At 63.1% G+C, this 26425-nt stretch carries 24 protein-coding genes; 12 read left to right on the forward strand and 12 right to left on the reverse strand.

Going from position 1 to position 26425, the window contains the following annotated elements:
- Window positions 1–8 precede the first annotated feature (8 nt).
- The 3 genes from ykgO (at window position 9) to PCJ49_RS23495 (ending at window position 4050) form a co-directional block, all read left to right on the forward strand.
- Window positions 9–134 carry a type B 50S ribosomal protein L36 gene (gene ykgO / locus PCJ49_RS23485; protein ID WP_029014073.1) on the forward strand — a complete coding sequence of 42 codons (126 nt, stop codon included), beginning with the start codon at window positions 9–11 and terminating at the stop codon, window positions 132–134.
- Between the two features lie 339 nt (window positions 135–473).
- Window positions 474–3449, forward strand: a complete 2976-nt coding sequence (locus PCJ49_RS23490) for a transglycosylase domain-containing protein (protein WP_269913110.1) — start codon at window positions 474–476, stop codon at window positions 3447–3449.
- Between the two features lies 1 nt (window position 3450).
- Window positions 3451–4050: a hypothetical protein gene (locus PCJ49_RS23495; RefSeq protein WP_269913111.1), complete on the forward strand. Its 600-nt coding sequence runs from the start codon at window positions 3451–3453 to the stop codon at window positions 4048–4050.
- Between the two features lie 53 nt (window positions 4051–4103).
- Here PCJ49_RS23495 and PCJ49_RS23500 read toward each other — a convergent pair whose 3' ends face one another.
- Together PCJ49_RS23500 and PCJ49_RS23505 are read right to left on the reverse strand one after the other, a co-directional pair.
- Window positions 4104–4682: a DUF3833 domain-containing protein gene (locus PCJ49_RS23500; protein ID WP_269913112.1), complete on the reverse strand. Its 579-nt coding sequence runs from the start codon at window positions 4680–4682 to the stop codon at window positions 4104–4106.
- Window positions 4679–6013: an MFS transporter gene (locus tag PCJ49_RS23505; RefSeq protein WP_269913113.1), complete on the reverse strand. Its 1335-nt coding sequence runs from the start codon at window positions 6011–6013 to the stop codon at window positions 4679–4681. Before PCJ49_RS23505 ends, PCJ49_RS23500 begins: the two co-directional genes overlap by 4 nt.
- Window positions 6014–6207: 194 nt before the next feature.
- Here PCJ49_RS23505 and PCJ49_RS23510 point away from each other — a divergent pair, with 194 nt between their 5' ends.
- Both PCJ49_RS23510 and tenA read left to right on the forward strand, forming a co-directional pair.
- On the forward strand, window positions 6208–6522 hold the full coding sequence (locus PCJ49_RS23510; protein WP_089286280.1) for a ferredoxin family 2Fe-2S iron-sulfur cluster binding protein: 315 nt from the start codon (window positions 6208–6210) through the stop codon (window positions 6520–6522).
- A gap of 11 nt (window positions 6523–6533) precedes the next feature.
- Window positions 6534–7235 (forward strand): thiaminase II, encoded by a 702-nt coding sequence (gene tenA, locus PCJ49_RS23515; protein ID WP_269913114.1) that lies wholly within the window; start codon window positions 6534–6536, stop codon window positions 7233–7235.
- Here the strand turns inward: tenA and PCJ49_RS23520 are convergent.
- The 7 genes from PCJ49_RS23520 to PCJ49_RS23550 form a co-directional block, all read right to left on the reverse strand.
- Complete coding sequence (locus PCJ49_RS23520) at window positions 7232–8119, reverse strand: CPBP family glutamic-type intramembrane protease (RefSeq protein WP_269913115.1); 888 nt, start codon at window positions 8117–8119, stop codon at window positions 7232–7234. The two genes, tenA and PCJ49_RS23520, sit on opposite strands and share 4 nt — an antisense overlap.
- Complete coding sequence (locus PCJ49_RS23525; RefSeq protein ID WP_269913116.1) at window positions 8116–9054, reverse strand: CPBP family intramembrane glutamic endopeptidase; 939 nt, start codon at window positions 9052–9054, stop codon at window positions 8116–8118. The genes PCJ49_RS23520 and PCJ49_RS23525 overlap by 4 nt, the downstream gene beginning before the upstream one ends.
- 10 nt (window positions 9055–9064) lie before the next feature.
- Window positions 9065–10003 (reverse strand): type II CAAX endopeptidase family protein, encoded by a 939-nt coding sequence (locus PCJ49_RS24810; RefSeq protein ID WP_269913117.1) that lies wholly within the window; start codon window positions 10001–10003, stop codon window positions 9065–9067.
- Window positions 10004–10078: 75 nt separating this feature from the next.
- A complete protein-coding gene (locus tag PCJ49_RS23535) occupies window positions 10079–11020 on the reverse strand; it encodes a CPBP family intramembrane glutamic endopeptidase (RefSeq protein ID WP_269913118.1) in 942 nt (313 codons plus the stop codon).
- Between the two features lie 85 nt (window positions 11021–11105).
- Window positions 11106–12389 carry a D-alanyl-D-alanine carboxypeptidase gene (locus tag PCJ49_RS23540; RefSeq protein ID WP_269913119.1) on the reverse strand — a complete coding sequence of 428 codons (1284 nt, stop codon included), beginning with the start codon at window positions 12387–12389 and terminating at the stop codon, window positions 11106–11108.
- 151 nt (window positions 12390–12540) lie between these two features.
- A complete protein-coding gene (locus PCJ49_RS23545) occupies window positions 12541–13152 on the reverse strand; it encodes a glutathione S-transferase family protein (RefSeq protein WP_269913120.1) in 612 nt (203 codons plus the stop codon).
- 45 nt (window positions 13153–13197) lie between these two features.
- Window positions 13198–14088, reverse strand: a complete 891-nt coding sequence (locus tag PCJ49_RS23550; protein ID WP_269913121.1) for a uracil-DNA glycosylase — start codon at window positions 14086–14088, stop codon at window positions 13198–13200.
- Window positions 14089–14244: 156 nt separating this feature from the next.
- On the opposite strand from PCJ49_RS23550, the gene PCJ49_RS23555 reads away from it, so the two are divergent.
- Window positions 14245–15906 carry an electron transfer flavoprotein-ubiquinone oxidoreductase gene (locus PCJ49_RS23555; RefSeq protein ID WP_269913122.1) on the forward strand — a complete coding sequence of 554 codons (1662 nt, stop codon included), beginning with the start codon at window positions 14245–14247 and terminating at the stop codon, window positions 15904–15906.
- 67 nt (window positions 15907–15973) lie between these two features.
- On the opposite strand, the gene PCJ49_RS23560 is transcribed toward PCJ49_RS23555, so the two are convergent.
- Entirely contained in the window at window positions 15974–17128 is a 1155-nt protein-coding gene (locus PCJ49_RS23560; protein ID WP_269913123.1) for a helix-turn-helix domain-containing protein, read from the reverse strand.
- Window positions 17129–17456: 328 nt separating this feature from the next.
- Between PCJ49_RS23560 and PCJ49_RS23565 the strand changes: the two genes are divergently transcribed.
- Window positions 17457–18428 carry an autotransporter outer membrane beta-barrel domain-containing protein gene (locus PCJ49_RS23565; protein WP_269913124.1) on the forward strand — a complete coding sequence of 324 codons (972 nt, stop codon included), beginning with the start codon at window positions 17457–17459 and terminating at the stop codon, window positions 18426–18428.
- Between the two features lie 96 nt (window positions 18429–18524).
- Here the strand turns inward: PCJ49_RS23565 and PCJ49_RS23570 are convergent, their stop codons facing one another.
- Window positions 18525–18974 carry a hypothetical protein gene (locus PCJ49_RS23570; protein WP_269913125.1) on the reverse strand — a complete coding sequence of 150 codons (450 nt, stop codon included), beginning with the start codon at window positions 18972–18974 and terminating at the stop codon, window positions 18525–18527.
- Window positions 18975–19316: 342 nt separating this feature from the next.
- Complete coding sequence (locus PCJ49_RS23575; protein WP_269913126.1) at window positions 19317–21392, reverse strand: methyl-accepting chemotaxis protein; 2076 nt, start codon at window positions 21390–21392, stop codon at window positions 19317–19319.
- A 415-nt stretch (window positions 21393–21807) separates the two neighbouring features.
- On the opposite strand from PCJ49_RS23575, the gene fusA reads away from it, so the two are divergent.
- The 5 genes from fusA to PCJ49_RS23600 all read left to right on the forward strand — a co-directional run bounded on the left by fusA (window position 21808) and on the right by PCJ49_RS23600 (window position 26366).
- Window positions 21808–23949, forward strand: a complete 2142-nt coding sequence (gene fusA, locus PCJ49_RS23580; RefSeq protein ID WP_089286306.1) for an elongation factor G — start codon at window positions 21808–21810, stop codon at window positions 23947–23949.
- Between the two features lie 90 nt (window positions 23950–24039).
- Window positions 24040–24897 carry a DMT family transporter gene (locus PCJ49_RS23585; protein ID WP_089286307.1) on the forward strand — a complete coding sequence of 286 codons (858 nt, stop codon included), beginning with the start codon at window positions 24040–24042 and terminating at the stop codon, window positions 24895–24897.
- A 63-nt stretch (window positions 24898–24960) separates the two neighbouring features.
- Entirely contained in the window at window positions 24961–25449 is a 489-nt protein-coding gene (locus PCJ49_RS23590; protein ID WP_269913127.1) for an HPP family protein, read from the forward strand.
- The gene (locus PCJ49_RS23595; protein ID WP_269913128.1) at window positions 25449–26012 is read left to right on the forward strand and encodes a TetR/AcrR family transcriptional regulator; all 564 of its coding nucleotides are present in this window, start codon (window positions 25449–25451) and stop codon (window positions 26010–26012) included. The genes PCJ49_RS23590 and PCJ49_RS23595 overlap by 1 nt, the downstream gene beginning before the upstream one ends.
- A 90-nt stretch (window positions 26013–26102) precedes the next feature.
- Entirely contained in the window at window positions 26103–26366 is a 264-nt protein-coding gene (locus tag PCJ49_RS23600; protein WP_089286310.1) for a DUF2312 domain-containing protein, read from the forward strand.
- Window positions 26367–26425 lie beyond the last annotated feature (59 nt).

A 26425-nucleotide genomic window follows, 5' to 3' on the forward strand; every position in this document is an offset into this window, starting at 1 on the left:
AGCTCACCATGAAGATCGTCAATTCGCTGAAGTCGATGAAGACCCGCCACAAGGCTTGCCGCGTCATCCGCCGCAAGGGTCGTGTCTATGTCATCAACAAGCTGAACCCCCGTTTCAAGGCCCGCCAGGGCTGATATCGGCGTTCGGGTTGGCCGGTGTGGGTTTTCCCTCACCGGTATGCTGAAACCGCGCCCACCCCTGGTGGCGCGGTTTTCGCTGTTTACGCTGTCCCTTTACCGTCGCCAGATTGTTAATTCATTTATATGAATGGCGGCGATGGCCATTGCGGGTCCAGCATCTGCTTGGCACACTGGTTCCCTGCAAGCCTGAAGAAAGCCAGGGCCATGGCGCAAGTGCCGCAAAGCGTGCTATGCCGCGCGCTATTGCAAGCCCTTGCCGCATAACAGGTGCCAAGGGGGAGTGGTCGGGGGGATATGGCGTCGGCGCGCTTTTACCGGTGGATGAGCTGGGGCATGACGCTGGCCTTGGCCGGCGGTGCCGGTCTGGCCGGCTGGTATGAGATGCGCAGCTCTGCCCTGCAGGCCGAAGTGCTGGCGCGCTATGCGTCCGACCTGACCTATCGGGTGGAGCCGGGGCCCAATCCGGACATTCGTTTCCCTGGAAACGGCCCCTATGATCAACGGCTGGGCTATAGCGCCATTCCCGGATTCGTCGAACGGCTGGTGGCGGCCGCCTATCGCGTGGACCTGCAGGCACGGCCCAGCCCGGCCTTGCGCGACTATATTGATTTCGGCGGATTCGCCCCCTATCCGGAGAAGACCGCCGGCGGGTTGACGCTGCGCGATGACCGGGGGCTTTCCCTGTTCGATGCCCGTTACCCCCAGCGCACCTATGCCGGATTCGGCGAGGTGCCGCCCTTGGTGGCCAATACGCTGTTGTTCATCGAGAATCGGGAACTGCTGGACCCGACATTTCCCCACCGCAACCCGGCGGTGGAATGGGATCGTTTCGCCCTGGCCGTCGCCTCCATCCCGCTGAAGATGGTGGATCCGGATAATCCGCGCGCCGGCGGTTCCACCCTGGCGACCCAGATTGAGAAATATCGCCATTCGCCGGAGGGTCGCACCAGCAGTGGGGTGGAAAAGCTGCGGCAGATGATGTCGGCCTCGGTGCGCGCCTATCGATTCGGGCCGGATACCACGCGGGTACGGCACCAGATATTGGTGGATTATCTCAATTCCACGCCCCTGTCGGCCCGCCCCGGTTTGGGGGAGGTGAATGGGCTGGGTGACGGGCTATGGGCCTGGTACGGCACCGATTTCAACCGCGCCAATGATCTGCTGCGTGCCCGCCCCCGCAATGAGCGGGAGCTGCAGACCCAGGCCATTGTCTATAAGCAGGTATTGAGCCTGCTGCTGGCGCAGCGTCGGCCCTCGGCCTATCTGGGGGCCAGCGGGCGCAAGGCGCTGAACGATCTGGCCAATGCCCACCTGACCCTGCTGGAACGGGCGGGTGTGGTCGATCCGGCCCTGGCCGATGCGTCGCGCTATTTCCCGCTGCGCTTCAAGGATGAGCCGCCCGCCATCCCCGAACCGTCCTTTGTGGAGCAGAAGGCCACCAACGCCATCCGCGCCCGCCTGCTGGGCATGTTGGGGGTGCAGAGCCTGTACGCGTTGGACCGGCTGGACCTGACGGTGGATACCACCCTGGACCAGACCACGCAGACGCGGGTGACGGAAACGCTGCGCAAATTGGCCGATCCGGTGCAGGCCCGTGCCCTGGGGCTGGTGGGGGAACGGCTGCTGAATGATGCGGACCCGGCCCGCGTCGTCTATTCCGTCACCCTGTTCGAGCGCACGGCGGCGGCCAATCTGGTGCGGGTGCAGGTGGACACGCTGCCCCAGCCGCTGGATCTGAATGAAGGGGCCAAGCTGGATCTGGGGTCGACGGCCAAGCTGCGCACGCTGGTGACATATCTGGAAATCGTCGCCAAGCTGCACGCCCGCTATGCCAGCCGGCAGGATTATGAATTGTCGGCCGCAGCATTGGATGCGCCGGACCGGCTGACCCAATGGGTATTGCACAGCATGGCCGAACAGCCGGGCATCAGCCTGTCGGCCCTGCTGGATCAGGCGATGCAGCGGCAATATTCCGCCAATCCGGGGGAGCGATTCTTCACCGGCGGCGGCCTGCACAGTTTCGGCAATTTCGATGACAAGGATAATGGCCGGGTGATGAGCGTGGCGGAGGCCTTCCGCCATTCCGTCAATCTGGTGTTCATCCGGTTGATGCGCGATATCGTCAACCATTACATCGCCGAAGGCCCGGCGCGTAAGGATGATGTGCTGGACGATCCGCGCCATCCGGCCCGCAAAACCTATCTGGCGCAGTTCGCCGATCAGGAAGGTTCCAGCTTCCTGAACAAATTCTGGGCCGATTACAAGGGCATGACGCCCAATCAGGCGCTGGAACGGCTGACCCGGCGGGTGCGGCCGACGCCGGAACGGCTGACGGTGGTTTTCCGTTCCGCCCGCCCCAATGCCAGCATCGCGGACCTGACCGCCTTTCTGGAACGCCATGTGCCGGCGGGCGCCCCGCCGGCCGCCCAGGTGGCGGCCTTGTTTGAGAAATATGCCCCGGATAACTGGTCGTTGAACGATCGCGGCTATATGGCCGGTGTGCATCCGCTGGAATTGTGGCTGGTGGCCTACTTACAGGACAGCCCCAAGCCGCAGCGGGCCGAGATGCTGAAGGATAGCAGCAAGCCGCGCCAGGAAAGCTATCGCTGGCTGTTCTCCTCCCGCTCCAAACGCGCGCAGGATACCCGCATCGGCATCGTGCTGGAGGAAGAGGCGTTCGGCCGCATCCATGCGGAATGGCAGAAGCTGGGCTATCCGTTCGGCAGCCTGCTGGCCAGCTACGCCACCTCCATCGGCAGTTCCGCCGACCGGCCGGGGGCGCTGGCGGAACTGATGGGCATCATCGTCAATGATGGGGTGCGGCTGCCCACCCTGCGCATCGACCGGCTGCATTTTGCGGAAGGTACGCCCTATGAAACCGCCTTCGTGCCGGGGCATCTGGGCGACCAGGCCGAACAGGTGATGGCCCCGGAAGTGGCCCGCACCGTGCGGCGCCATCTGATGGATATTGTGGAAAACGGCACGGCCCGCCGGGTGAAGGGCGCCTTTACCGCCGCCGACGGTAAGGAAATCCCCGTCGGCGGCAAGACCGGCACGGGTGATCAGCGGCTGGAACGCTATGGGCCGGGCGGGGTGGTGCTGGAAAGCAAGGTGGTGAACCGCACGGCCACCTTTGTCTTCTATGTCGGCGACCGTTTCTTCGGCGTCATCACCGCCCATGTACATGGGCCGGTGGCGGCGGAATATCGCTTTACGTCGGCCCTGCCGGCGCAATTGCTGAAAATCCTGGCCCCGGCTTTGTCGCCGCTGCTGACCGGGGATACGCAGACGGCGGAACGAGGACGGTAGAGTGCAGACCTTCTTGAAGATGTGCAGTTCGCTTTTGGTACTGCTTGCCCTTTGCTCGCATGGTTTCGCGCAAGACGTGGCGCCGGGTTACGAATTTCCGGCAACACAGGGCGTATCAAAACTTGAATATCCATCTCCCAATGGAAAATGGCTGATCCGGGTGATTGATCCGGGTCAGGGCGAGGACGGTATCCACCTTTATCGGTTAATATTAACCGATCGGTTGGGCGCTGAACTGGGGTCTTTTGATTTCATGCGATCAATTGATGCTTCTTGGTCAAAATCTGGCGAAGAATTAATAATCAATGATTATACGGGAAGCAATATTTCAGATTGTTTATACTCAAGAAAATATGGAGATAAAATTTATTTATCTCGTATAAGCGAAGATCTAAATGATGTGCCGTTTTTTGATGAAAATGGTAACGCGTTTGATGTGTTGGGTAAAATAATAAATACATCACATTTTTATATTAAATGTGAAAGTCGGTTTGATCAAAAGATTGTTGTTTCATTGTCTGGTCGTTTAGATCCAAACGAAGAGTTTGATTATAAATTTTCCTACGATTTGGTGGGTCGGCGATTTTCTATCCTCCGCTGAAGCCCTTCGCGGGGGGAGCTGATTTCGGTTAAAACAGCTTCCCCACGCGCTGTCTATTCCGCCGCCTGCTGCGACCCGGCCGCCACGCCCGGCACATCCTTACGAAACGCGATGGTGACGGTGGCCAGATGGATGCCGAATTTGCTGATGGTCGCCTTGTTCAGCAGCATCCCGTCTGGCATCAGGAACATCCAGTCATCAAACCGCACCTTCGTGCGGCCCTCACCCATCTTCAGGTTGAAATCATAGACCATGTTATAGGCATTGCCGGACAGCACGCCCTTGGCCGTGCCGATGGCATCCTGGGTGCGGCCTTCCCACTGGTTGGGGCCCTGGCGCGTCAGCACCCAGACGCGCCGTTCCTTTTCCCCGTCGCTCCAGTCGAAATTCTCATCCAGGGTCAGTTCCTTGCCGTTCCACGCGCCCTTGATATCCACCACGAACTGCCGGCGCACATTGCCGAACCGGTCCTCGACAATGCCATAGGCGCGGGTCTGGCCCTGGAAATAATCTTCCAGCGCCAGGGCGGGGGTCTGTTTGGCGAATTGTTCGGGTTTCATCGTGTCACAGCCAGTCAGAACGGTGAGAAGGGCAAGCAGCGGCAACAGGGAGCGCAGGAATGGTCGCATCATGGGCTTGGTGCCTCTATCCGGCGGCGCAGGGCGGCCTGCGCCGTCTGGTCCAGCGGCCAGCGCCACAACAGGGCGATGGCCAGCAATTTCAACAGGATGGGCAACCCGGCATAGAGCAGGGTCAGCCCGGTCAACGCCTCGGCATCGTTGGGGCCGGCGGGCGTGAAGCCGAACAGCCCGGCGGCCCCCAGCCCCAGCGCCGCCAGCGCGGTGGCCAGTTTGGTGGCCAGCCCCCAAAGCGCGAAGAACAGGCCGGCGCGTGGCGTGCCATGGCTGGCCGTATCCAGATCCACCACATCGGCCTGCATGGCGGAGGGCAGCACCAGATCGGCCCCCAGGGTCAGCCCCGTCATGACGCAGACCAGCAGGAAGGCCAGAAAATCCCCCGTTCCCAGCCAGAAGACCGGCAGAAACCAGGCGATGTTCCACAGCATGGCGGCCCGCCACACCCGGTCCTTGCCCCAGATTTTGCTCAACCCCAGCCACAGCGGCACCGCCAGCAGACCCGACGCAAAATAACAGAGCAACAGCAGCCCGGCCCGCTCCCCCTCGCCCAGCCGATGCTGCACGAAGAAGAGGAAAAGCTGGGCCGGCAGGCCGTTGGCCATCCCGTTAATGACGTAGGCCAGCAACAGCCGGCGGAAAGGCCCATTGCCCAGAATCGCCCGCCAGCCGCCGGGGTTGGTGGTGGCCGCCTGCGCCGTCGCCCCCGCCGCTGGCCAGGGCGGGTCCGGCACCAGCAGCAGGGCGGCCAGGGTCAGCAAAGGCAGGCTGATCAGGATGAACAGGGCCAGCAGGCGCAGCGCCGCCCCCTCCTGCCCCGCCGCCCCGGCACCCAACGCAAACGGCAGCACCAGGGCCACCATGGTGCCCAGCACGCCCGCCGCCTCCCGATAGCCATTGATGCGGGTGCGCTGGTGGTAATCGCCGGACAGTTCGGCCCCCCAGGCGGTCAGCGGCACCACCATCAGCGTCCAGCCAAGATAGAGCGCCATGCTCCAGCCCAGCAGGTGCAGCCAGCCGGCCGCTTCCCCCGGCACCAGCAGAAACCAGAGCGACAGGCAGGTCAGCGGCAGGCCGGCGGCGATCCAGGGTCGCCGCCGGCCAAACCGTCCGCCAAACCGGTCGGACAAGGCACCCACCAGCGGATCGGTCAGGCCATCCCACAGCCGGGCGGTCAGCAGCACCAGGCTGATGGTGCCCAGCGACAGGCCCAATTGGGCATAATGGGCCGGCAGGAAGATGTAGGTGGGCAGCAGCAGCACCGCCAGCGGCAGGGCCGGCGCGCCATAGGCCAGCAGAACCAGCCGACGCAAAGGCGGGGATGCCATAGCGGTTTCCTTGCCAGCTAAAATGGTGGCCAAAAGGGCGGGTGACTGGAGATAGGGCGCGATCTGTCGCCGCCAATGCCCACCCGCGCCAAAACGGCGCTGGACTCGGGCGCTGCGGATTCGTAACAAGGCTGACTGAAATCTGGCCCCCGGTCGACCGGGGGTGCGTTCCGGTTGCTGGGAGTTCTGGCGCGATGCCGAAAATGGTGTTCATTGAGACCGATGGCACCCGCCGTGAGGTGGATGCCCCGCTGGGCCTGTCGATCCTGGAGATCGCCCGCCGTCACGATATCGACCTGGAAGGGGCGTGTGAGGGCTCGCTGGCCTGCTCCACCTGTCATGTGGTGGTGACGCCGGAATGGTACGATCTGCTGCCGGACGCGGAAGAGGATGAGGAGGATATGCTGGATCTGGCCTTTGGCCTGACCAAGACCTCCCGCCTGGGCTGCCAGATCCGCATGACTGAGGAACTGGACGGCCTGACCGTCAAGCTGCCCGGCGCGAAGTAATGGGAACGCCGTTGACCGCGCAGACACTGCCCGATCTGGCCACGCCGGACGGGCTGTTCGACCGTCTGCGGTCAGCGGCGCGTCCGGCTTGGGATCGCTATGTGGCGCACGAATTCGTGCGTCGCATGGGCGATGGTTCCTTACCGGAAGCCTGCTTCCGGCATTATCTGGTGCAGGATTATCTGTTCCTGATCCATTTTGCCCGCGCCTATGCGCTGGCCGCCTTCAAGGCCGATGATCTGGCCGACATGCGGGCGGCGGCCCGGTCCATGTCTGCCATCCTGGATCTGGAAATGGGCCTGCATGTGAAATATTGCGCCGGCTGGGGCCTGGATGAAGCCGCCATGCAGGCCACGGCGGAGGCGCAGGGCACGCTGGCCTATACCCGTTTCGTGCTGGAGCGCGGGCTGGCCGGTGACTTGCTGGATTTGCATGTGGCGCTGGCGCCTTGCATTGTCGGTTATGCGGAGATTGCGGCCAACCTGCTGGCCGACCCGGCGACCCGGCTGGATGGCAATCCCTATGCCGACTGGATTGCCATGTATGCTGATCCGGAATATCGCGCCGTGGCGGCGGCCCAGGTGGCCCTGCTGGACCGGTTGAGCCTGAAGCGCGGCGGCGACGCCCGCTTTGCCGACCTGACCCGTACTTTTGATGCGGCCAGCCGGCTGGAAGCCGGATTCTGGGATATGGGTTTGGGCCTGCTGGGTTAAGGAAGTTTCCCCCCGACAAAACCGCTGCGCAGGCCCACCAGCCAGTAAAAGCCAAAGGCCGCCACCTGGATGGCCAGGAACAGGGCGATATCGCCCGTCCCTGCGAATTCCTCCACCGTTCCCAGCCGTTCTGCCAAGGCGGGCAGTGGCAGGTCCGGGCTGCCATTCAGCAGGCCGAACAGCACATTATTGATCAGATGGATGCCCATCGCCGCTTCCAGCCGCCCGGTCTGGAAGCTGACGGCGGAGAGGAACAGGGCGGTGGTGAAAATCTCTGCCCGCACAGACCATAGGCTTTCATTGATGCCGCCTTCATGCGCCAAGGTGAACAAGGCGGCGGACAGCAGGGCCACAGCCAGCCGGTTCCGGCACAAAACCATCAGCCCCTGGGACAGGTAGCCGCGGAAAATCAGTTCCTCCGTGCTGGTCTGAAAGCTGAACAGCAGGATGGTCAGCGGCGTCAACAGCAGGAACGCCCCCCAATCCACCCGCACCGGCCCGATATCGCCGGCCCAGAACCCATAGGCGAAGGTGGCCAGCAGCGGCAGGGAAAACACCAGGGCCGAGCGGCCGATCATGCCAATATCCAGCCGCCGACCGGGGGCAATCAGGCTCATGGCCGGTTGATTGTGGACGAACCGCGCCGTCAACAGCACCAGCGGCAGCCCCAGAATGGTGGAGCCCAGCAGCAGATAGGAGAAGAGATAGCCGCTGGCTGATTTGCCCAACGCCACCAGGGCACCGCCGGCGAGCAGGTTGACCCCAATATAAAGAAAGCCAAAGACCAGCAGGGCCACCAGATAGGAGAGGCGGGAATGGCCATTTTCCAGCCCATACCGGTCCACGGGCACGGGGAAAGGGCGGGAAGGGGAGGGGAGGATCATGCTGTTTCCGCTTGGCGTGCCGGCTTGCCGCGCCAGCCATGTTCAATGAAGCCGGTACGGATACCCAGCAGCCAGTAAAGCAGAAACGGGACCGCCAGGATAAGGGCGGCGAGCAGCATGGCCAGGATCGGGAAGGTGGCCATCTCGTCCGGCTGCATTATCTCCGACATGCCGGGCAACCCTTTGCCCCCGGTTCCGAACAGTGTGAACAGGATATTATGGGCAAAATGCACCCCCATGGCCGCTTCCAGCCGCCCGAACCGCCAGGTGAGGTAAGAGGCGAATAACGACAGGCCCCAATAGAAAACCTGCCTTTCCCCACCATTCCAGCCATGCAGCAGGCTGAAAATCACCGCCACCGGCAGGGCCGCGACAGCCGCATTGCGGAACAGAACCTGAAAGCCCTGGGCCAGATAGCCCCGACAGAAAGCCTCCTCTGCTGCTGTCTGCAGGGCGAATGCCGGCAGCATGGCCGGCAGCCAGAGCAGCGCTGTTACCGACGGCATAGTCACTTGAACGTCGTCATCAAAACTTGATAACAACATCAAGGGGCTGAGGCAGAGCCCGTACATCAGGACTGCGCGCAGCCACATGCCCCCATCCAGCCGCTTGCCGGGGGCAATCACGCTCATCAGATCGCGGCCTTGCAGGCGCAGGGTCCAGTGCAGGGCCAATAAACCAAAGCCCAACAGAGATAGCTTGCCGATTTCCCCTAGCCAGGGCGTGATCGGGCTTTCTGGTGTGCCGATGGAACTTAGATGATATATGCTTCCAAAGACCCCGAGCACGCCAGCGATAAGAAAATATATAAATAAAAATATAAAGAAGCCGCCTATATAGTGTCCGATGGATAAATTCATCTCCATCGCTAATTTATGAACGGGTGTACCAGGGTGGTTCTGAATAAATTTTTGATATTCGTAGTTTTTATTCATAATTTATCTTTCATGTTTTCGGGGTTAATTCAGTGCTGATTTTGCTTCGGCGCCGCCAGCCATGTTCAATGAAGCCTGTCTTGATACCCAATAGCCAGTAAAGCAGCATGGTGATGGCAAGCGTTGCGGCCAAGCCAAGCAATGCCGCCTTGTCCATTATGGGTGATGCCGCTTTCGCGGCTTGCCCGCCCAGGGATGGGAAACCAGGGCCTTTATTGGCGAATACACTGATCAGCATATTATGCGCGAAGTGAAAGCCCATGGCAGCTTCCAGCCGCCCAAACCGCCAGGTGAGGTAGGAGGCGAAAAGCGAAAAGCCCAACAACGTGACGCGCTTTTCCAGCGGGTAGTTCACGTGCAGCGTAGCAAAGATCACGGCAATGGGGATGGCCGCCAGGGCCGCGTTGCGGCACAGTATCTGGAATGCCTGGGCCAGATAGCCCCGGCAGAAAGCCTCCTCCGCTGCGGTCTGCCCGGCAAAAGCCACCAGCATTGCCGGCAGCCAGAACAGCAGGCTGGGTGATGGCAGGCTGAGATGCAGGGTTCCCATCCAGGCACGTGGCGCGCTGAGGGCCATTAAGCAAATCGTGTAGATCAGCGCTGACCGCAGAAACATGGCACCCTGCAGGCGCTGGCCGGGGGCGATGACACTCATCAGGTTGCGCCCCTGCAGGCGCAGGCTGCCATGCAGTGTGATCAGCAGGCTGGCTGTCAGCACCAGCCCCATTAGTCCGATCACCGACGCCCGTGCCGCAGGCCCCGCCACGCCAATGATGATCGCACCAAGGCCTATGGTTATTATCAGTGACAGGACACTCAGGCATAAAAAGACAATGAATCCGCCCAGATAGTCGGTCAGCTTCACCCCCATCCGTACCCCCAGCAGATGCACCGGGGTGGCGGGGTGGCACCGCAGAAATTCCTGATAGCGGCTATCGTCGTCGCTCACCTGAACCTGCGCGATAAAATCGGGTAGATTGCTGCCTATAAGTTATATCGCACCCCTGTTGCGCGCAAGTGGCGCCTATCCCTCCTGCCCTTCACCTCCACGCCAGCCCTGCTCGACAAACCCGCTGAACAGGCCGAGAAACCAATAGCTGGAGGCCACGGCCCCCTGCATCAGCAGCACGCCCAGCAGCCGGTCAGGGTCTGGCGGCTGGAAGCCGACCGCTTCATCAAAGCCGCTGACAGAGGGCAGGCCGCTCTGCGGCCGGGCCAGGAACAGGGTAACCAGCAGATTATGGGCGAAATGCACGCCCATGGCGGCTTCCAGCCGCCCGGTCCGCCAAGTGAGGTAGGAGAGGCCCAGCGACATGGCCAGGAACATGGCCTTCTGCTCCCACCCCACGTTCCAGCCGCCGCTGTCATGCAGCACCAGGAAGAAGATGGCCACCGGCAGGGCGGCCAGCGCCGCATTCCCCAGCAGCACCTGCAGCCCCTGGGCCATATAGCCGCGGAAGACGATCTCCTCTGCCGAGGCCTGGAAGATGAACAAAACCACCAGCACGGGCAGCATCAGCAGCAGGGAAAGCGACAGCGAGCCGACATTGATCTGGCCGTAATAGGCGGCAATCAGAATCATCGGCGCGAAGGCGGCGGCATAGGTGGCGGCCGAGCGCAGGAACATGCCGCCATCCAGCCGCCGTCCGGGGGCGATGACGCTCATCAACTCGCGCCCCTGCCAACCCAGCACCCATTGCATGAACAGGATCGCACAGCCCAGGGCCAACAGATTGCGCAGGTTGCGCAACAGCGGGCTGTGGCGATCCACCCCGGTGAAGGTGGCAAACAGGTCTGACAGGGTGATGGCGGCATAGCCACCCAGCACCACCAGAATCATCAGCGCCACGAACCCGGCCAGATAGGGGCGAAACCCATCCCCCCGCACCACGCCCAACAGATGCACCGGCACCACTGATTCGGTGGTCCAGGCTGGTTGCGACCGGCTGCTGTCAGGCTGCTGCATGGTCCCTCACGCACAAACGAAAAGGGCGCCGCTGCTGCGACGCCCTTTCGGTCTAACTTTCATCCCGCATTCGCACAAGGGCGGGTCACGCCGACGGCGGCACGGTCAGGCAGTTCTGCCCCTTCTTGGCCAGCTGGCTGCAGGCGCGGCGCGCCGTCTTCTCATCCAGGCCGGTCAGGCGGGCGCGATAGATGGTGCCCTTGGCGGTGCTGACTTCCATCACATGCGGGGTGGCGCTGTCCAGCAGCGTGCCGGCCTGCTGGGTGGCGTGGCTGACAGCGCGCTGGCCCGCCTGCTTGTCGTTGAAGGCGCCAACCTGGATCGACCAGCGGCCATTGGCAGTGGGCCGGGGCAGGGCGGCGGCCACCGGCGTGGCGGCAACAGCCTTGCGCGGCAGGGCGATTTCTTCCGCCCCGCTGACAATCTCGCTGGCCACGGTGGCCACCATGCTGCGTTCCGGCGCCTTTTCCTTCGGCTGCTTGCCCTTGGGCGGCTTGGACTGGTTGGCAGCCACCAGCATCGGCGCGTTCTTCTTGCCTTCAAAGGCTTCGTCCAGCAGATCGGCCATATGGTTGTCACGCCATGCCGCCGTCTGCCCACCGAACACCACACCGATCAGCCGGCGGCCATTGCGGGTGGCCGAGGCGGTGAGGTTGAAGCCCGAGGCATTGATAAAGCCGGTCTTCAGCCCATCCATGCCGGGATAGCGGGCCATCAACCGGTTATGGTTGCCATGGACGGCCCCCTTATAGGTGAAGCTGCTGGTGCTGAAGTAATTGTAATATTTGGCATGATCATAGATCAGGCTCTGCGCCAGCCGGGCCATGTCACGCGCAGTGGAAAGCTGGCCGGCATTGGGCAGGCCGGACGCATTGCGGAAGGTGGTGCGCGTCATGCCGATCTGGCGGGCGCGGTCGGTCATCATGCGGGCGAAATTCGCCTCCGTCCCGCCGATGGTTTCCGCCACCGTGGCGGCGCAATCATTGGCGGATTTGGTCACCAGCGCCAGCACGCATTGTTCGACGGTGATGGTGTCACCAGGGCGCAGGCCCAGCTTGGACGGGGCCATGCTGGCCGAATGGGCAGAGACGGTCATCGGCTGGTTCAGCCGCAGCTTGCCAGCATCCAGCGCGTCGAAGACCATGTGCAGGGTCATCATCTTGGTCAGGCTGGCGGGGAAGTTGCGCGTATCCGCGCCCGCTTCGTGCAGCACCTCGCCCGAACGGGCATCAATGATGATGGAGGCATATTTCGCCAGGGCCGACGCCGGTACACCCAGCGACAGCAGGCCGGTCAGCACCACGGCCAGCAGGCCGGTGCGTGTTGAGGGGCGCGCCATCGTTCGCTTGGCCGATGTTCCGAAATTCATGCGCCCTCTCCCCTGCCTGCCCGCATCGTCTGCAGGCACCGTAAATGCGAAGTTAATCAATGTCTAGCGTCAATCCTTTAAGAAATTGCCTTCGCGCTGGTCACTTTCTTGTCCTTTTACCAAACCTACACTTTCGACATACTTCGGAATGTCAGGCGGCGGCACTGGGACGGGCGGCAATGCGGTCGAACCATTGTTTGACCTGGGGCACCCGCTCATCAATGGCGATCCCCACCAGCCGGGGGAAGAAGGCCAGTGTGGTGAAGGCGGTGATGTCGGCGATGCTGAATTTGTCCCCGGCGATGAAGGGATGGCGGGCCAGATCGCCCTCCAGCATCGCCAGCCGCTGTTCCGCCAGTTGCTTCTGCGCCGCTGCATAGGCCGGTACCTGATTTTCCAGGGCGGCCATTTTGGGATGGGAATGGCGGAAGGCATTGGCGAAGGGCAGCAGCAGTTCGAATTCCATCCGCCGCTGCCACATCTCCACCCGTGCCTGCTCCAGCGCGGTGCTGCCGAACAGGTTGGGTTCCGGGTGAAGTGCTTCGATATAGCGGCAGATGGCGACACTTTCGCTGATCACCGTGCCGTCATCCAGCTCCAGCGCCGGCACCCGGCGGCTGGGCACGCGCGTGGCATAGGATTCCGCCAGATGTTCGCCCTTGCCGATGGTCACGGGCACGCGGGGGATATCCACGCCCTTTTCCGCCAGGAACATCCGCACCCGCCGGGGCGTGGGGGCGATGGCATCATCATACAGCTTCATGGAGCCTCCCTGGGGCGTGGATGGCGGTTTATCCGCCAGTCCTTTTCATTCCTTCCCCTCCAGCCGCAGCCGCAGGGCCAGCAAATCCTTCCAGGCTTCCCGCTTGGCGGCGGGGTTGCGCAGCAGATAGGCCGGGTGCAGCATCGGCATGGACGGCACCGGCTTTGCCAGACCGGGGCTGTGATAATCAAACCAGCGGCCGCGCAGGCGGGTGATGCCCTCCGTCCGGGAAAGCATGGCCTTGGCGCTGATGCCGCCGGCGAAGATCAGGATATCGGGTGACATCAGCTCAATATGCCGGGCCATGAAGGGCAGGCAGGCGGCAATTTCCCCATCGGTGGGGCTGCGGTTGCCGGGTGGGCGCCAGGGCAGCATGTTGGTGATATAAACGGCTTTGGTAGGATCATCGGCTGTGCGGTCCAGCCCGATGGCCCCCAGCATCAGGTCCAGCAGCTTGCCGGCCGGGCCGACAAAGGGCAGGCCCTGCCGGTCTTCATTTTCCCCCGGTGCTTCCCCCACCAGCATGATGCGGGCCTGCCGGCTGCCCATGCCGAAGACCAGATGGGTGGCCGTCTTCTTCAGCGCACAGCCCTCAAACGCGGCCAGCGCATCCTTCAGCGCATCCAGATCCTGGGCGGCGGATGCGGCAAGGCGGGCCGACTGCCCCGCCTCCGCCGCACCCAAGGGGCCGGGATCACTGCCTTGTAGTGGGGTCTGGGTTGTTACCTGCGCATATTGTCGCGGGGGGGCCATACTGGCGGTGCCAGTCGGCCGTGGGGCGGCAGGGGGCGGGGCACCGGTTGACGTTACTGGCGCCACGTTCCGCGCCCGCGTCGACAGCGCGGACCAGTCCATCGGCTCGTCGCCAATGGCCTCATCCACCCCGGCATCCAGCTGGAATCGAAGGGCAGCGATGGTATCGAGCAAGGCATTCATGGTTTGACCCTACCACCGGCCTATGCTGTGTTACAGCCACGAAACGCCGGCCCATCGATCAAGGCCGGCAGTCAGCCAGCTTCCGGTCCCCCTCAGGCCCCGTCAGTGGGCCACGCCGGTTCGCTTGGCGACATCCAGCGTGGGATTGGGCAGGGAATGGAACGCGAATCGATGGAATATGATGTCGTGATCGTCGGCGCGGGGCCTTCGGGCCTCTCCGCGGCGATCCGGCTGAAGCAGCTTGCGGCTGAGAAGGGCCAGGAAGTCAGCGTCTGCGTGTTGGAAAAAGGCTCGGAAGTCGGTGCCCACATCCTGTCGGGCAATGTCATCGACCCCAAGGCCCTGACGGAGCTGATCCCCGACTGGCAGGAGAAGGGGGCCCCGCTGAACACCCCCGTCACCGACGACCGGTTTTATGTGCTGTCGGACAAGGGCGGCATCCGCGTGCCCAATTTCCTGTTGCCGCCGCTGATGCATAATGACGGCAATTACGCCATCAGCCTGGGCAATCTCTGCCGTTGGCTGGCCGGTCAGGCCGAGGAGCTGGGGGTAGAGATCTATCCCGGCTTCGCCGCTGCCGAGGTGCTGTATAATGAAGACGGCTCCGTGAAGGGTGTCGCCACCGGCGACATGGGCATCGGCAAGGATGGGGAACATACCCATAACTATACGCCGGGCATGGAACTGCACGGCAAATACACCTTCTTCGCCGAAGGGGTGCGCGGCAATCTCTCCAAGCTGTTGATGGAGAAGTTCAATCTGCGGGCCGATTGCGATGTGCAGAAATACGGCATCGGTATCAAGGAACTCTGGCAGATCGACCCGGAAAAGCATCAACAGGGTCTGGTGATGCACACCCAGGGCTGGCCGCTGGACAGCAGCACCGCCGGCGGTTCCTGGATGTACCATCTGGAAGATAATCAGGTTTCCATCGGCTTCGTGGTCAACCTGGATTACAAGAATCCGCATCTGTCGCCGTTTGAGGAATTCCAGCGCTTCAAGCAGCACCCGTTCATCCGGAAGTATCTGGAAGGTGGCAAGCGCCTGTCCTATGGCGCGCGCGCCATCAATGAAGGCGGCTTGCAGTCCGTGCCGGCGCTCAGCTTCCCCGGCGGGGCGCTGATCGGCTGTTCGGCCGGCTTCGTCAATGTGCCCCGCATCAAGGGCACCCATAACGCCATGAAGACCGGGATGCTAGCCGCAGAGGCCGCGTTTGAGCGGCTGGCGGCGGGTGCCGGGGCCGGCGACAAGCTGGATAATTACGAACAGGCCTGGAAACAGAGCTGGGTCTATGAAGACCTTTTCAAGGTGCGCAACGTCAAGCCGGGCCTGAAGGCTGGGCTGCTGCTGGGCAATCTGCATGGCGGCATCCAGATGTGGCTGCATGATCTGGGCCTGGGCAAGCTGCTGCCCTACACCCTGCACCACACCAAGGCGGACCATGAAAGCCTGGTGCCGGCATCGACCGCGCGCAAGATCAAGTATCCCAAGCCCGACGGGGTGATCAGCTTCGACCGGCTGTCCTCGGTGTTCATCTCCAACACCAATCACGAGGAAAACCAGCCGGCGCACTTGAAGCTGAAAGACCCGACGGTGCCGATCAGCCATAATCTGCCGCTCTATGACGAACCGGCGCAGCGCTACTGCCCCGCCGGCGTCTATGAGGTTGTGCGCGATGATGATGGCAATAATCCGCGCTTCGTGATCAACGCGCAGAACTGCGTGCACTGCAAGACCTGCGACATCAAAGACCCGACTCAGAATATCGTCTGGACCGTGCCGGAAGGCGGCGGGGGTCCGAACTACCCGAACATGTGATGCGCTGCCGGGCCGCCGACGGTCAAACCGTCGGCGGCTTTTTTAAGCTGAAGCAGCGACCACCGCCTCACCCCACCGCGCTGCCCGCCCGATAGGCGCTGGGGGTCTGGCCGGTCAATTTCTTGAAGGCGGCATTGAAGGCGGATTTGCTGTTGAAGCCGGCATCCAGGGCCAGATCCAGCACGGGCCGCCCGGCCATGCTGGGATCGCTGAGCGCCCGCTTCACCGCCTCGACCCGGAACCCATTGACGTAATCGAAGAAATTCACCTGCCGGCCCTCGTTCAGCGCCTGGGACAGGTCGTTGACGCTGGCGCCGATATGGCGCGCCAGAACCGGCAGGGTCAGCCCGCTTTCCCGCCACAGCGCCTGCTGGCCCATGGCATGATCAGCCTTGCCCAGCAGGCGGGCGATATCATCCGGCGTCAGGGCGGATTTGCGATACTTGGTCACCGGTGCGGCCAGCAGGGCCATCACCTTTTCCCCGGCCTCCCGGGGTGGCACGAAAACCTCTGGCCGGCCCAGGGCCAGAATGGACAGGCCATAGATCACGATCAGGTAGGCGATATTGGCCAGCAGCTCCACCAGCTGTTCCAGCCCCAGCAGGGTCAGCGCCAGGGAGCAGACAAGCACCGCCCACATGCCGAGAAAGCCTCGGGTCAGCAGGGCAAGCCAGGCCAGCCGGGCGGCATCCTGTCCCGTGGCAGCGGCAGCGGCCCGCCGGGTGGCCCGCATGGCCCGCCACAGGCACCGGCCAAGATGGCCGACCAGCAGCGGCAGGCACAGCATCGCGCCGATTCCGCTGGCCAGCAGCAGCGGCGTCAGCGTGGCATCAGCACCTGTCGCGCGCTCCAGGTCGGCCTTGGTCAGAAACAGCCAGGGCATCATCAGCAGGGCCATCAGCCATACCGGTGCCCAGGTCCGTAATGGCCGTTCCAGGCGCCCGCCGGGTAAGGCCGTCTCGATATGATGCAGGGCCAGCGGCCCCATCAGCGCGATCAGGACCACATTGATGGCCATCATCGCCGGTGCGTCATCCGCCCCGTTCAGGCTGCCAGCGATATCCAGCATATTGTTCAGGGCGAAGGCAGCCAGCAGGGCTGCCAGCCAGCGGTTGCTGCTGCTGCGTCTTTCCGGCCGTCCCAACAGGACGGGCACCAGGAACAGGGCCTGGGCCGCGATCAGCAGCGACAGGCCGGCATTGGCAATCTGGAATGGCTGCATGTCTCCCCCTGGCCGGCGGCAAAATAAGGGGTGGCTGTGAAACCGTCAAATCATAGGCTGTGCGGCGTCCGGGCCTACAGGATCGGACGACGGCGCACCCCGCCATGGCGCAGGAAATCCCGGTCGCCGGCCCCGCACTGGGACGGCCATTCCCCACTGACCGAAGATTGAGATCATGACCTGCTGCAAGCCTGTCCATGCTTCCGCCAGTTCCCTTCCGAACGTTCCGCTGATATTGGCCTGTGGTGCCGCCCTGATGATTCTGGCAATGCCGGTCAGGGCGGCAGACATCGCCCCACCCCCGATTGCGGCCGGACAGGGGGTGCCAATGGGCAACCCGGCCCTTGCCGCAGCACCGATGGCGACGGTGCCGATGGAGGTGAACCAGCGGGCGGCGCGGCGGAGCGATATCGGGGTGGATGTCGGGCAATTGACGGCCGCCTTGGGGGCATCCGGGCTGGCGGGCAATGACGGAAGACGCGCCGGATTTGGCCTGTTCGCCGATGGAGGCTGGCGACGGCGCGACGCCGGTACGCAAGGTGATCTGGCACGACAGACCGTCAAGGCGGCGGTGGCTGGCCTTACCTATGCCGACGGCGATGGCTGGCGGCTGGCGCTGGGTGCTGGACCCGTGGAGGGCAGTGCGCGGTTCCGGGCGGGCGGCGGCTTTGACCTCGCGGGGACGGCCGCCAGCCTGCAGGTGGCGAACACGATTGGCGCTTTACGGCTTTCCTCCCGCCTGGGACATGCCTGGTTCGATATCGATAGTGTCACCCGCACCGGCGCGCTGTCGGCTCCCCAGGGTGACGGCAAAGGTGAAAGCAACAGCTTTGCCTTCAAGACCGCCTGGCACGCCGATCTGGACACCCTGTTCCTGGAACCAGCCCTCGGTGTCGCCCTGGATGAGGTGCGGGTGACATCCTATACTGAAACCACGGCCGGCGGCCCGGCGATCAAGGTCGACCGGATGAAGCGCAGCGACTGGACGGCAGGGGCGGGGCTGACGCTGGGGTTCCATCCGGTCGAACTGGCCCCCGGTCTGCGTCTCTCGGGTCAGGTGGAGGCGGCCTATATCCGCAATCTGGACCAGCCGGGCACGGCCACAAGGGCCTCCTTCATCGACAATGCGCCGCGCCCGTTGAGCCTGTTTGCCAGCGACGGCCCCCGTGACCGGCTGATGCTGGCGCCTGAACTGTCACTGGCCATCGGTGACAAGGCCGTCTTGTCCGTGCGTTACAGCCGGCAGTTCCGTGGGGATGAAGCCGATATGGTGAGCGCGGGGCTTTCCTGGCGGTTTTAAAGCGGATAGCCGCCTCGGCGCGGCGCTTGCTGGTGGTGAAAGGCCCGGACCGGCGACGGTCCGGGCCTTTTTGTCAGGGGCGTGGTTGGTTCGGGATCAGAACAGGTTCAACAGATCCTGCTGCGACGGGCGCGTCTCCCCATCGGCCGGGTCGGTCGCTGTCATATCCACCAGACCGGCCCCAAGCCGGACATTGCGTGTCCAGCGCCGGGCAATGTCCAGCTGGTGGCGGGCGATTTCCACATCCGCCCGTTCCCGCCAGCTGTTCTCCGCCCGGCGCAGGGCAGGGCCGATGCCGCCGATGATTTCGCAGCAGGTCTCCCGGTCAATCTTCATCCGGTCGATCTGGGTGATGAGTGTATTGAAGTTGCGCGCCATCTCGGCCCGCAGTGCTGACGCCCCCCCGTCTGTTTCCAACGAGACGAGGGCGGAGCGTGTCAGGCCGTGTGCCTGTTCGATCAGATATTCGATGGCCGTTGCTCCGCGATCATCGTCGAATGCCCGGTGGGCGCCTGAAATCCCGGCACCCCTGAAACAGCCCGCCATTGCAGACGATCTGCATCAGGCAGCGGCCGTAACCAGACACGCGCTACGGGACGTTGTTCGTCAATCTTGAAGGGAAATAGCAGAAAACCGGCATCGGCCTTCCGTGTCGACCCTCTGAGACCTCCCTGTGTTACTAAACAGTTCATGCTGTTCGGCGGGTGGGGATATGAAACCTTGTCATGATGCTGCAACCGGTATTCATGAATTCGATGGCAGACGGATAGCATCCGTCGCACCTAATAGTGTCGCTCTTGTTCTGTTGTGATGTCCAGCAGTTTCCAATCGACACTATCTCGGCGATGGTGCTTGTTTTTCACGATCAGGTTTCCTGGGGTGCAGCGGTCAGGCCCGCTGCACCTTGGTCAGGAAATCCTCCATGGCGCTGCGCAGGCTGCCCTGCTCCCGCACCACCTCGCCCACGGCCTCACTGACGGCACCGGCGGCTGTGCCGGTCTGCTGGCTGGATTGGGCCAGGTCGGCGATGGTGGTGGTAACCTCAGCCGTGCCCTGCGCCACCTGCTGCACGCTGCTGGAGATTTCCCGCGTGGCGGCCCCCTGCTCCTCCACGGCGGCGGCGATGGCGGCGGTGCCTTCGCTGATCCGTTTGATCATGTTGGTGATGGCCTGGATGGCCCGCACGGCTTCCGCCGTGGTGCCCTGGATGTTCTGCACCTGCACGGTGATATCGCCCGTGGCCCGCGCCGTCTGGGTCGCCAGGCTCTTCACCTCCGATGCCACGACGGCAAAGCCCTTGCCGGCTTCCCCGGCACGGGCAGCCTCGATGGTGGCATTCAGCGCCAGCAGGTTGGTCTGGGCGGCGATCTCACTGATCAGCCCCACCACATCGCCGATGCGCTGTGCCGCATCGTTCAGCGCCTCCACGGTGTGGTTGGTGGCGGCAGCCTGTTCGGTGGCAACCTGGGCCATATCGGCGCTGGCCGTCACCCGCTGAGAGATTTCAGAGATGGAGGCCGAAAGTTCCTCTGTCGCGGCGGCGACGGTCTGCACGCTCTGGGAGGTCTCTTCCGCCGCGTTGGAGACCATGCTGGCCTGTTCGCTGGTTTCGCTGGCAATCTGCCGCATCATGCCGGATGTCTGGTCCAGGGCGCTGGTGGCGCTGCCGATATTGCCCAAGGCCTGCTGGGCGGCCTGATCAAAGGCCTGGCAATAGTCGCGGAGCAGGCGGGCGCGTTCCAGTTCGGCAGCCTGCCGGGCCACGGCCTCCTGTTGCAGGCGCTGGGCCTCGCCCGCACTCTGGCGCAGCGACTCCAGCGCACTGGCGACGCTGCCCAGCTCGTCCGGATAGGCTGCCGGCGGCACGGGCACCGAATAATCCTGGCGGGAGAGATGGCCGATCGCTTCCCGCAACAGGCCGGTCGGGCCGGTGACCCGGCGGCGGATGGCCAGGATGCCGAAAATGGACAGGGCAATGGCCCCGATCAGCCCCATCCAGGAGGGCACCAGCAGCATCAGGGCGGCGCTGCGCTCCTGCTCTGCCCGCTCCACCGCCAGATCCAGCGCGCCATAGGCGATGGCCAGGATGCTGTCAAAAGGCTGGTTGCAGGTGGCGGTATAGGTGGCGGCATCCATGGCCGGCTTGCCACTGCCATCCAGCTTGCTCACCAGCTCATTGATGGCCTTCTGCGTCTTGTCGACATTGCCGGTGGCCAGTGTAACGGCATCGCGCAGGGCGGGGCTGGCGCCGGGGCGGCGGGCAATTTCCCCCAGCATGGCCAGATCGACGCTGTAGGCGCCATTACGGTTGTGCCAACGCTGGGCAATATCCGCCGTCAGGGGTTTGCTTTCATTGATGAAGGGGCGCAGCAGGGAGCATTGCGCACCCATATTGTCACGCAGGCGCCACGCGGCCTCCCGCGTCACCATCAGTTCCCCGATCCGGGCGTCCAGCTGGCGGATATTCAGCGCGGTGGCGGCAGCGGCCCCCTCCAGGGCATCGGCGGCCCCCAGCACGGCCTGCCGCCAGCCATCGGTGGCAGCCACCTTGCGATCAGCACGGGGTTGGGCGATCTGGCCGGCGACGCCGCTCCATTCCGCCTCCATCCGTCTCTGGCTCTCTTCCACCTTGCCCTGAACGGCCGCCTTGTTGGCGATATCGGCGTTGGCCAGCAGGCGCACCGCCTCCTGATAGGCGGTGCGGGCTGTCGTGCGCGCCTCTTCCACGGTCTTGCCCGGATCATCCTGGGAAACCATGGCCGTCTGTATTCGGGCGATCTGCGCCCGTGTTTTCACAACCGCGTCGAACAAGGCCCGGTTCGATAATGTATCCGCCACAATGGCGCGGGCACCATTGAACTGTTTCAGAGAAGAAATCGACAGAGTCACCACGGCAGCCAGCAGACCGCACAGCATGACGATCTGAATCCCCATCAGCAACCGCGACACCGATGTCTTGAACATGGTCTGTCGATCCCTTCTCAGGTTGGCAATATCTTCCGATTGTCACCAAGCGACGGCGTTCCACCGTGTACATCTTAGACGGATATCATCTTCCGCCAATACGCGGATCAATGGCCATAGGTTTATGGTAACCAGATGGTTATGACGGCTCGTCAGAAACAGGGGTGGTGCATGGCACGCCCGTCGCCCGGCGCTTGGCGGTCATGCTGACGATGGCGCTTGGCTTCCGCGCGCATCCGCGCTAAATAGGCCGCCACCGGGGAGTCGGGGCGCTGGGCGCCCGTCGGCTTGCCCGGTTTTTTTCGTGCGGGTATGGTTTGCTCACCGTGGGCCGTCCCGCCCTCTGAACACTCGACCTCACCACGCCGGGTCGGTTGATCTTTTTGACACGACGCTGGACGACGGAGCCCTTCTTATGCCCCGCACTACCCCGCTTTCTGATATTCGGAATATCGGCATCATCGCCCACGTCGATGCCGGCAAGACGACCACGACTGAGCGCATCCTGTACTATACCGGTCGTAAGCACACGATCATCGACGTTCATGATACCAAGGATCTGAAGACGTCGACCACGACCGACTACATGGAACAGGAACAGAAGCGCGGCATCACGATTCAGTCGGCTGCCGTGTCCTGCTTCTGGAAGGGCAAGAAGATCAACGTCATCGACACCCCGGGCCACGTGGACTTCACCATTGAGGTGAACCGCTCGCTCCGCGTGCTCGACGGCGCTGTCGTGGTGTTCGACGGTGTGGCCGGCGTTGAGCCGCAGACCGAAACCAACTGGCGCCTGGCGGACAACTACAAAGTGCCGCGCATGTGCTACATCAACAAGATGGACCGCTCGGGCGCGAACTTCCGCCGCACCGTGAAGATGGTCGTTGATCGTCTGGGTTCCCGTCCGGTCTGCTTGCAGATGCCGATCGGCTCGGAAGACGATTTCCACGGCCTGGTCGATCTCGTCGAGATGAAGGCTTATGTCTGGTTCTCCGAGGAGAAGGACAGCAAGTGGGAAATCTGGGACGTTACGGACGATCTGGCTGACAAGCTGAAGATCACCAACGCCTATGACCGCGAGCTGCTGTCCCAGTACAAGCAGTACCGTCAGGATCTGGTCGAAGCCTGCGTCGAGCAGGACGACGCGGCGATGGAAGCCTATCTGGAAGGCACCGAGCCGGACGCCGACAAGCTGCGCGAATGCATCCGCAAGGCAACGCTGAGCGGCGCCTTCGTGCCCGTTCTGTGCGGTTCTTCCTACAAGAACAAGGGCGTGCAGCAGCTGCTCGACGCCGTTGTCTGGTACCTGCCGGCCCCGACCGACGTGGAAGCCATCAAGACGGTGGATCCCGATGGTAACGCCAATGGCGAACGTATCTGCTCCGACGACGAGCCGTTCTCCGGTCTGGCGTTCAAGGTGCTGAACGACAAGTACGGTTCGCTGACCTTCGTGCGCGTTTACTCCGGTGTTGTCAGCAAGGGTACCACCCTGCTGAACGCGACCCGTGGCAAGCGTGAGCGCGTTGGCCGTATCGTGGAAATGTTCGCCAAGGACACCAACGATCTGGAAGAGTGCCGCGCTGGTGACATCGTCGCCTTCGTGTCGCTGGCCGAGACCGATACCGGTGACACCCTGTGCGATGCGACCGCCCCGGTTGTGCTGGAGCGTATGCGCTTCCCCGAGCCCGTGATCTCCGTCTCCATCGAGCCGAAGAACCGTGCCGACCAGGACAAGTTCGGCGCCGCCATCGGCAAGATGGTCCGCGCGGATCCGTCCCTGCGTCTGGAAACCGACCGTGAAACCGGTCAGACCCTGCTGCGCGGCATGGGCGAACTGCACCTGGAAGTCACCCTGGACCGCGTCCGCACCGAATATGGTGTGGAAGGCGTCATGGGCCGTCCGCAGGTGGCTTATCGCGAGACGATCACCCGCAACGTCACGCACATCTACACCCACAAGAAGCAGACCGGCGGTTCGGGCCAGTTCGCCGAAGTGAAGATCATTTTCGAGCCGAAGGAACGCGGCGAGGGCTACGAGTTCGTCGACCAGGTGGTTGGCGGTACGGTGCCGCGCGAATACATTCCGTCGGTCGACAAGGGCCTGCAGATGCAGAAGGAAGACGGTGTCATCGCCGGCTATCCGACTGTGGACTTCAAGGCCACCCTGATCGACGGTAAGTACCACGACGTCGACTCGAACGCCCTGACGTTCGAAATCGCCGCCAAGGCCTGCTTCCGCGAAGCCATGAAGCTGGCCGGTCCGGTTCTGCTGGAACCGATCATGAAGGTGGAAGTGGTGGTTCCGGAAGATTACCTGGGTGACGTGATCGGTGACGTGAACCGTCGTCGCGGCACGATCCTGGGTCAGCTGGAACGCGGCAACAACATCGCTGTTGAAGCCCATGTGCCGCTGTCCGACATGTTCGGCTATATCGGCCAGCTGCGCGGCATGACCTCTGGTCGCGGTTCGTTCACGATGGAATTCTCGCACTATGACCCGGTGCCGAAGAACGTCGCTGACGAAATCGTTGCCAAGCAGGGCAAGAACAACGGCTGATTTCCGGCTGTTGGTTGAGTTGGAAAGCGGCCGTCCCGAAAGGGGCGGCCGTTTTTCTTTGGTTGTTCAAGCCCCGATAAGGCTGCTCCGATGCTGGATAAATTTGCCCCCGCCTTGTTCGTGCTGCTGTGGAGCACCGGTTTCATCGGCGGCAAGCTGGGTTTGCCCCATGCCGAACCGCTGACTTTCCTGCTCTGGCGGATGGCGCTGGTGGCGGTGCTGCTGGCAGGGCTGGCGGTCTGGACCAAGGCGCCCTGGCCGGCCAGCCGGCGGGAGGCGGGGCATATCGCCCTTTCCGGGCTGCTGGTGCATGGCGCCTATCTGGGCGGCGTGTTCGGGGCCATCCATCATGGGCTGCCGGCCGGCACGGTGGCGTTGATCGTGGGCTTGCAGCCGGTCTTGACGGCGTTTGTTGCCGGCCCACTGCTGGGCGAACGGCTGCGCCCGCTGCAATGGGCTGGTCTGGGGCTGGGCCTGATCGGCGTGGCGGCCGTGGTGTGGGAGAAGCTGACGCTGAAGAATGGTGATGGCTGGTCGCTGGTATTGGCCGGCGTGGCCCTGATCGGCATTACCGCCGGTACGCTCTATCAGAAACGATTCTGCACCGGCATGGACCTGCGCAGCGGCACCGCCCTGCAATATGCCGCCACCGGCACGCTGTTCGCTGTGCTGGCGCCGTGGCTGGAGACGATGCGGGTGGATTGGACGTGGGAATTCGTCTTCGCCCTGGGCTGGCTCTGCCTTGTCCTCTCCGTGGGGGCGATCTTCCTGCTGTTCATGCTGATCCGGCGGGGTGCCGCGTCACGCGTGGCCAGCCTGTTCTATCTCACCCCGCCGGTCACCGCCCTGATGGGCTGGGCCCTGTTCGGGGAGGTGCTGGGGCCGCTGGCTTTGGCCGGCATGGCCGTAACGGCGGCCGGGGTGGCGCTGGTGTTGCGGAAGGCTTGACGGCATGTCGAATGTTCTGTACTGATCGGTAAAATAAAAACCGATCGGTACAATGAGGATATCGTGCGCCACTTCATCACCAGACATCAGCCGGCCCAGCCCTGGCGCGTCACGCTGCTGGCGGGGCTGGGTGGCCTGCTGGCCATCGGCTGTGTGGCAGCCCTGTCCAGCTATATGCACGCACCGCTGCTGATCGCGCCCTTTGGTGCCAGTTGCGTCTTGCTGTTCGCCGCCCCCAACAGCCCCCTGTCCCAGCCGGCCCATGTCGTTGGCGGACACGTGCTTGCCACGGCAATCGGTCTGCTGCTCCATGCCTTTCTGCCTAATGAATGGTGGGCGGTGGCCCTGGCGGTCGGATTGTCCATCGCCTTGATGAACGCCTTGCGGGTGACGCACCCGCCGGCGGGTGCCGACCCGCTGCTGGTTTTCGCGCTGTCGCCCGGCTTGGATTTCCTGCTGGTGCCGGTGCTGGCGGGCGCCTGCATGTTGGTTACCGTGGCGGTTTTGTTCCACCGCGCCAGCGGCGTCACCTATCCGGCAAGGCCCGTCTGATGGCGCGGCTGGTGGCGGAACGGGCCGATGTGATCCCGCTTTTGGCTGAGGCGTTCCGCGCCTATGGCTATGAAGGGGCCAGTCTCAGCCGGCTTTGTGAGAAGACGGGTTTGGGCAAAGGCAGCCTGTATCACTTTTTCCCCGGTGGGAAGGAGGAGATGGCGGGCGCTGTTTTAGGTGAGATCAGTCATTGGTTTGAACGCCAGGTCTTCCAGCCATTGGATAATCTGCCCCCGGTAGAAGGGGTGGCTGCCATGCTGGCGGCGGTGGATACCTATTTCCAGTCGGGTCGCCGTATTTGTCTGGTGGGGGCCTTTGCACTGGACGATACACGTGACCGGTTTGCAGTGGCGGTGAATGGCTATTTCACCCGCTGGCAACAGGCGCTGTCCGGGGCCTTGCAGCGGCTGGGATTCGCCGATGTTGAAGCGGAACGGCACGCCCGTGCCGCCCTCAGCATGATCCAGGGTGCCCTGGTTCTGTCCCGTGCGCTGGGAAATGAGCAACCGTTCCGCGATACGATAACGTCTTTGACCGCCCAGTTGCGCCTGCCCGGCGCATAGGCCATATCCGCCCCCACCAACCGGCTTGCTTCTGCCCGGCGGCGTGGATAAGGTCCGGCCTTCCCTGATCGAATTTGAACGAGGCATCCCATGTCTGACGCGGCAACCTCTACCGACGTCGGCGGCATCGCGGCCGACCGGCTGCGTTCCTTCATTGAGCGCATTGAACGCCTGGAGGAAGAGAAGAAAGGTATCATGGACGATATCAAGGATATCTATGCCGAGGCCAAGGGTACCGGCTTCGATACCAAGATCATGCGCCAGATCATCCGCATCCGTAAGATGGAAGCCAATGACCGGCAGGAAATGGAAGCCCTGCTGGATCTCTACAAGTCGGCGCTCGGGATCGAGTGAGCCGGCCAGCGGGAAGGGGGCCTCGGCCCCCTTTTGCTTTTTGAGTGAACACCCTTGAC

Source organism: Niveispirillum sp. BGYR6, from assembly GCF_027568365.1.
GTDB lineage: Bacteria > Pseudomonadota > Alphaproteobacteria > Azospirillales > Azospirillaceae > Niveispirillum.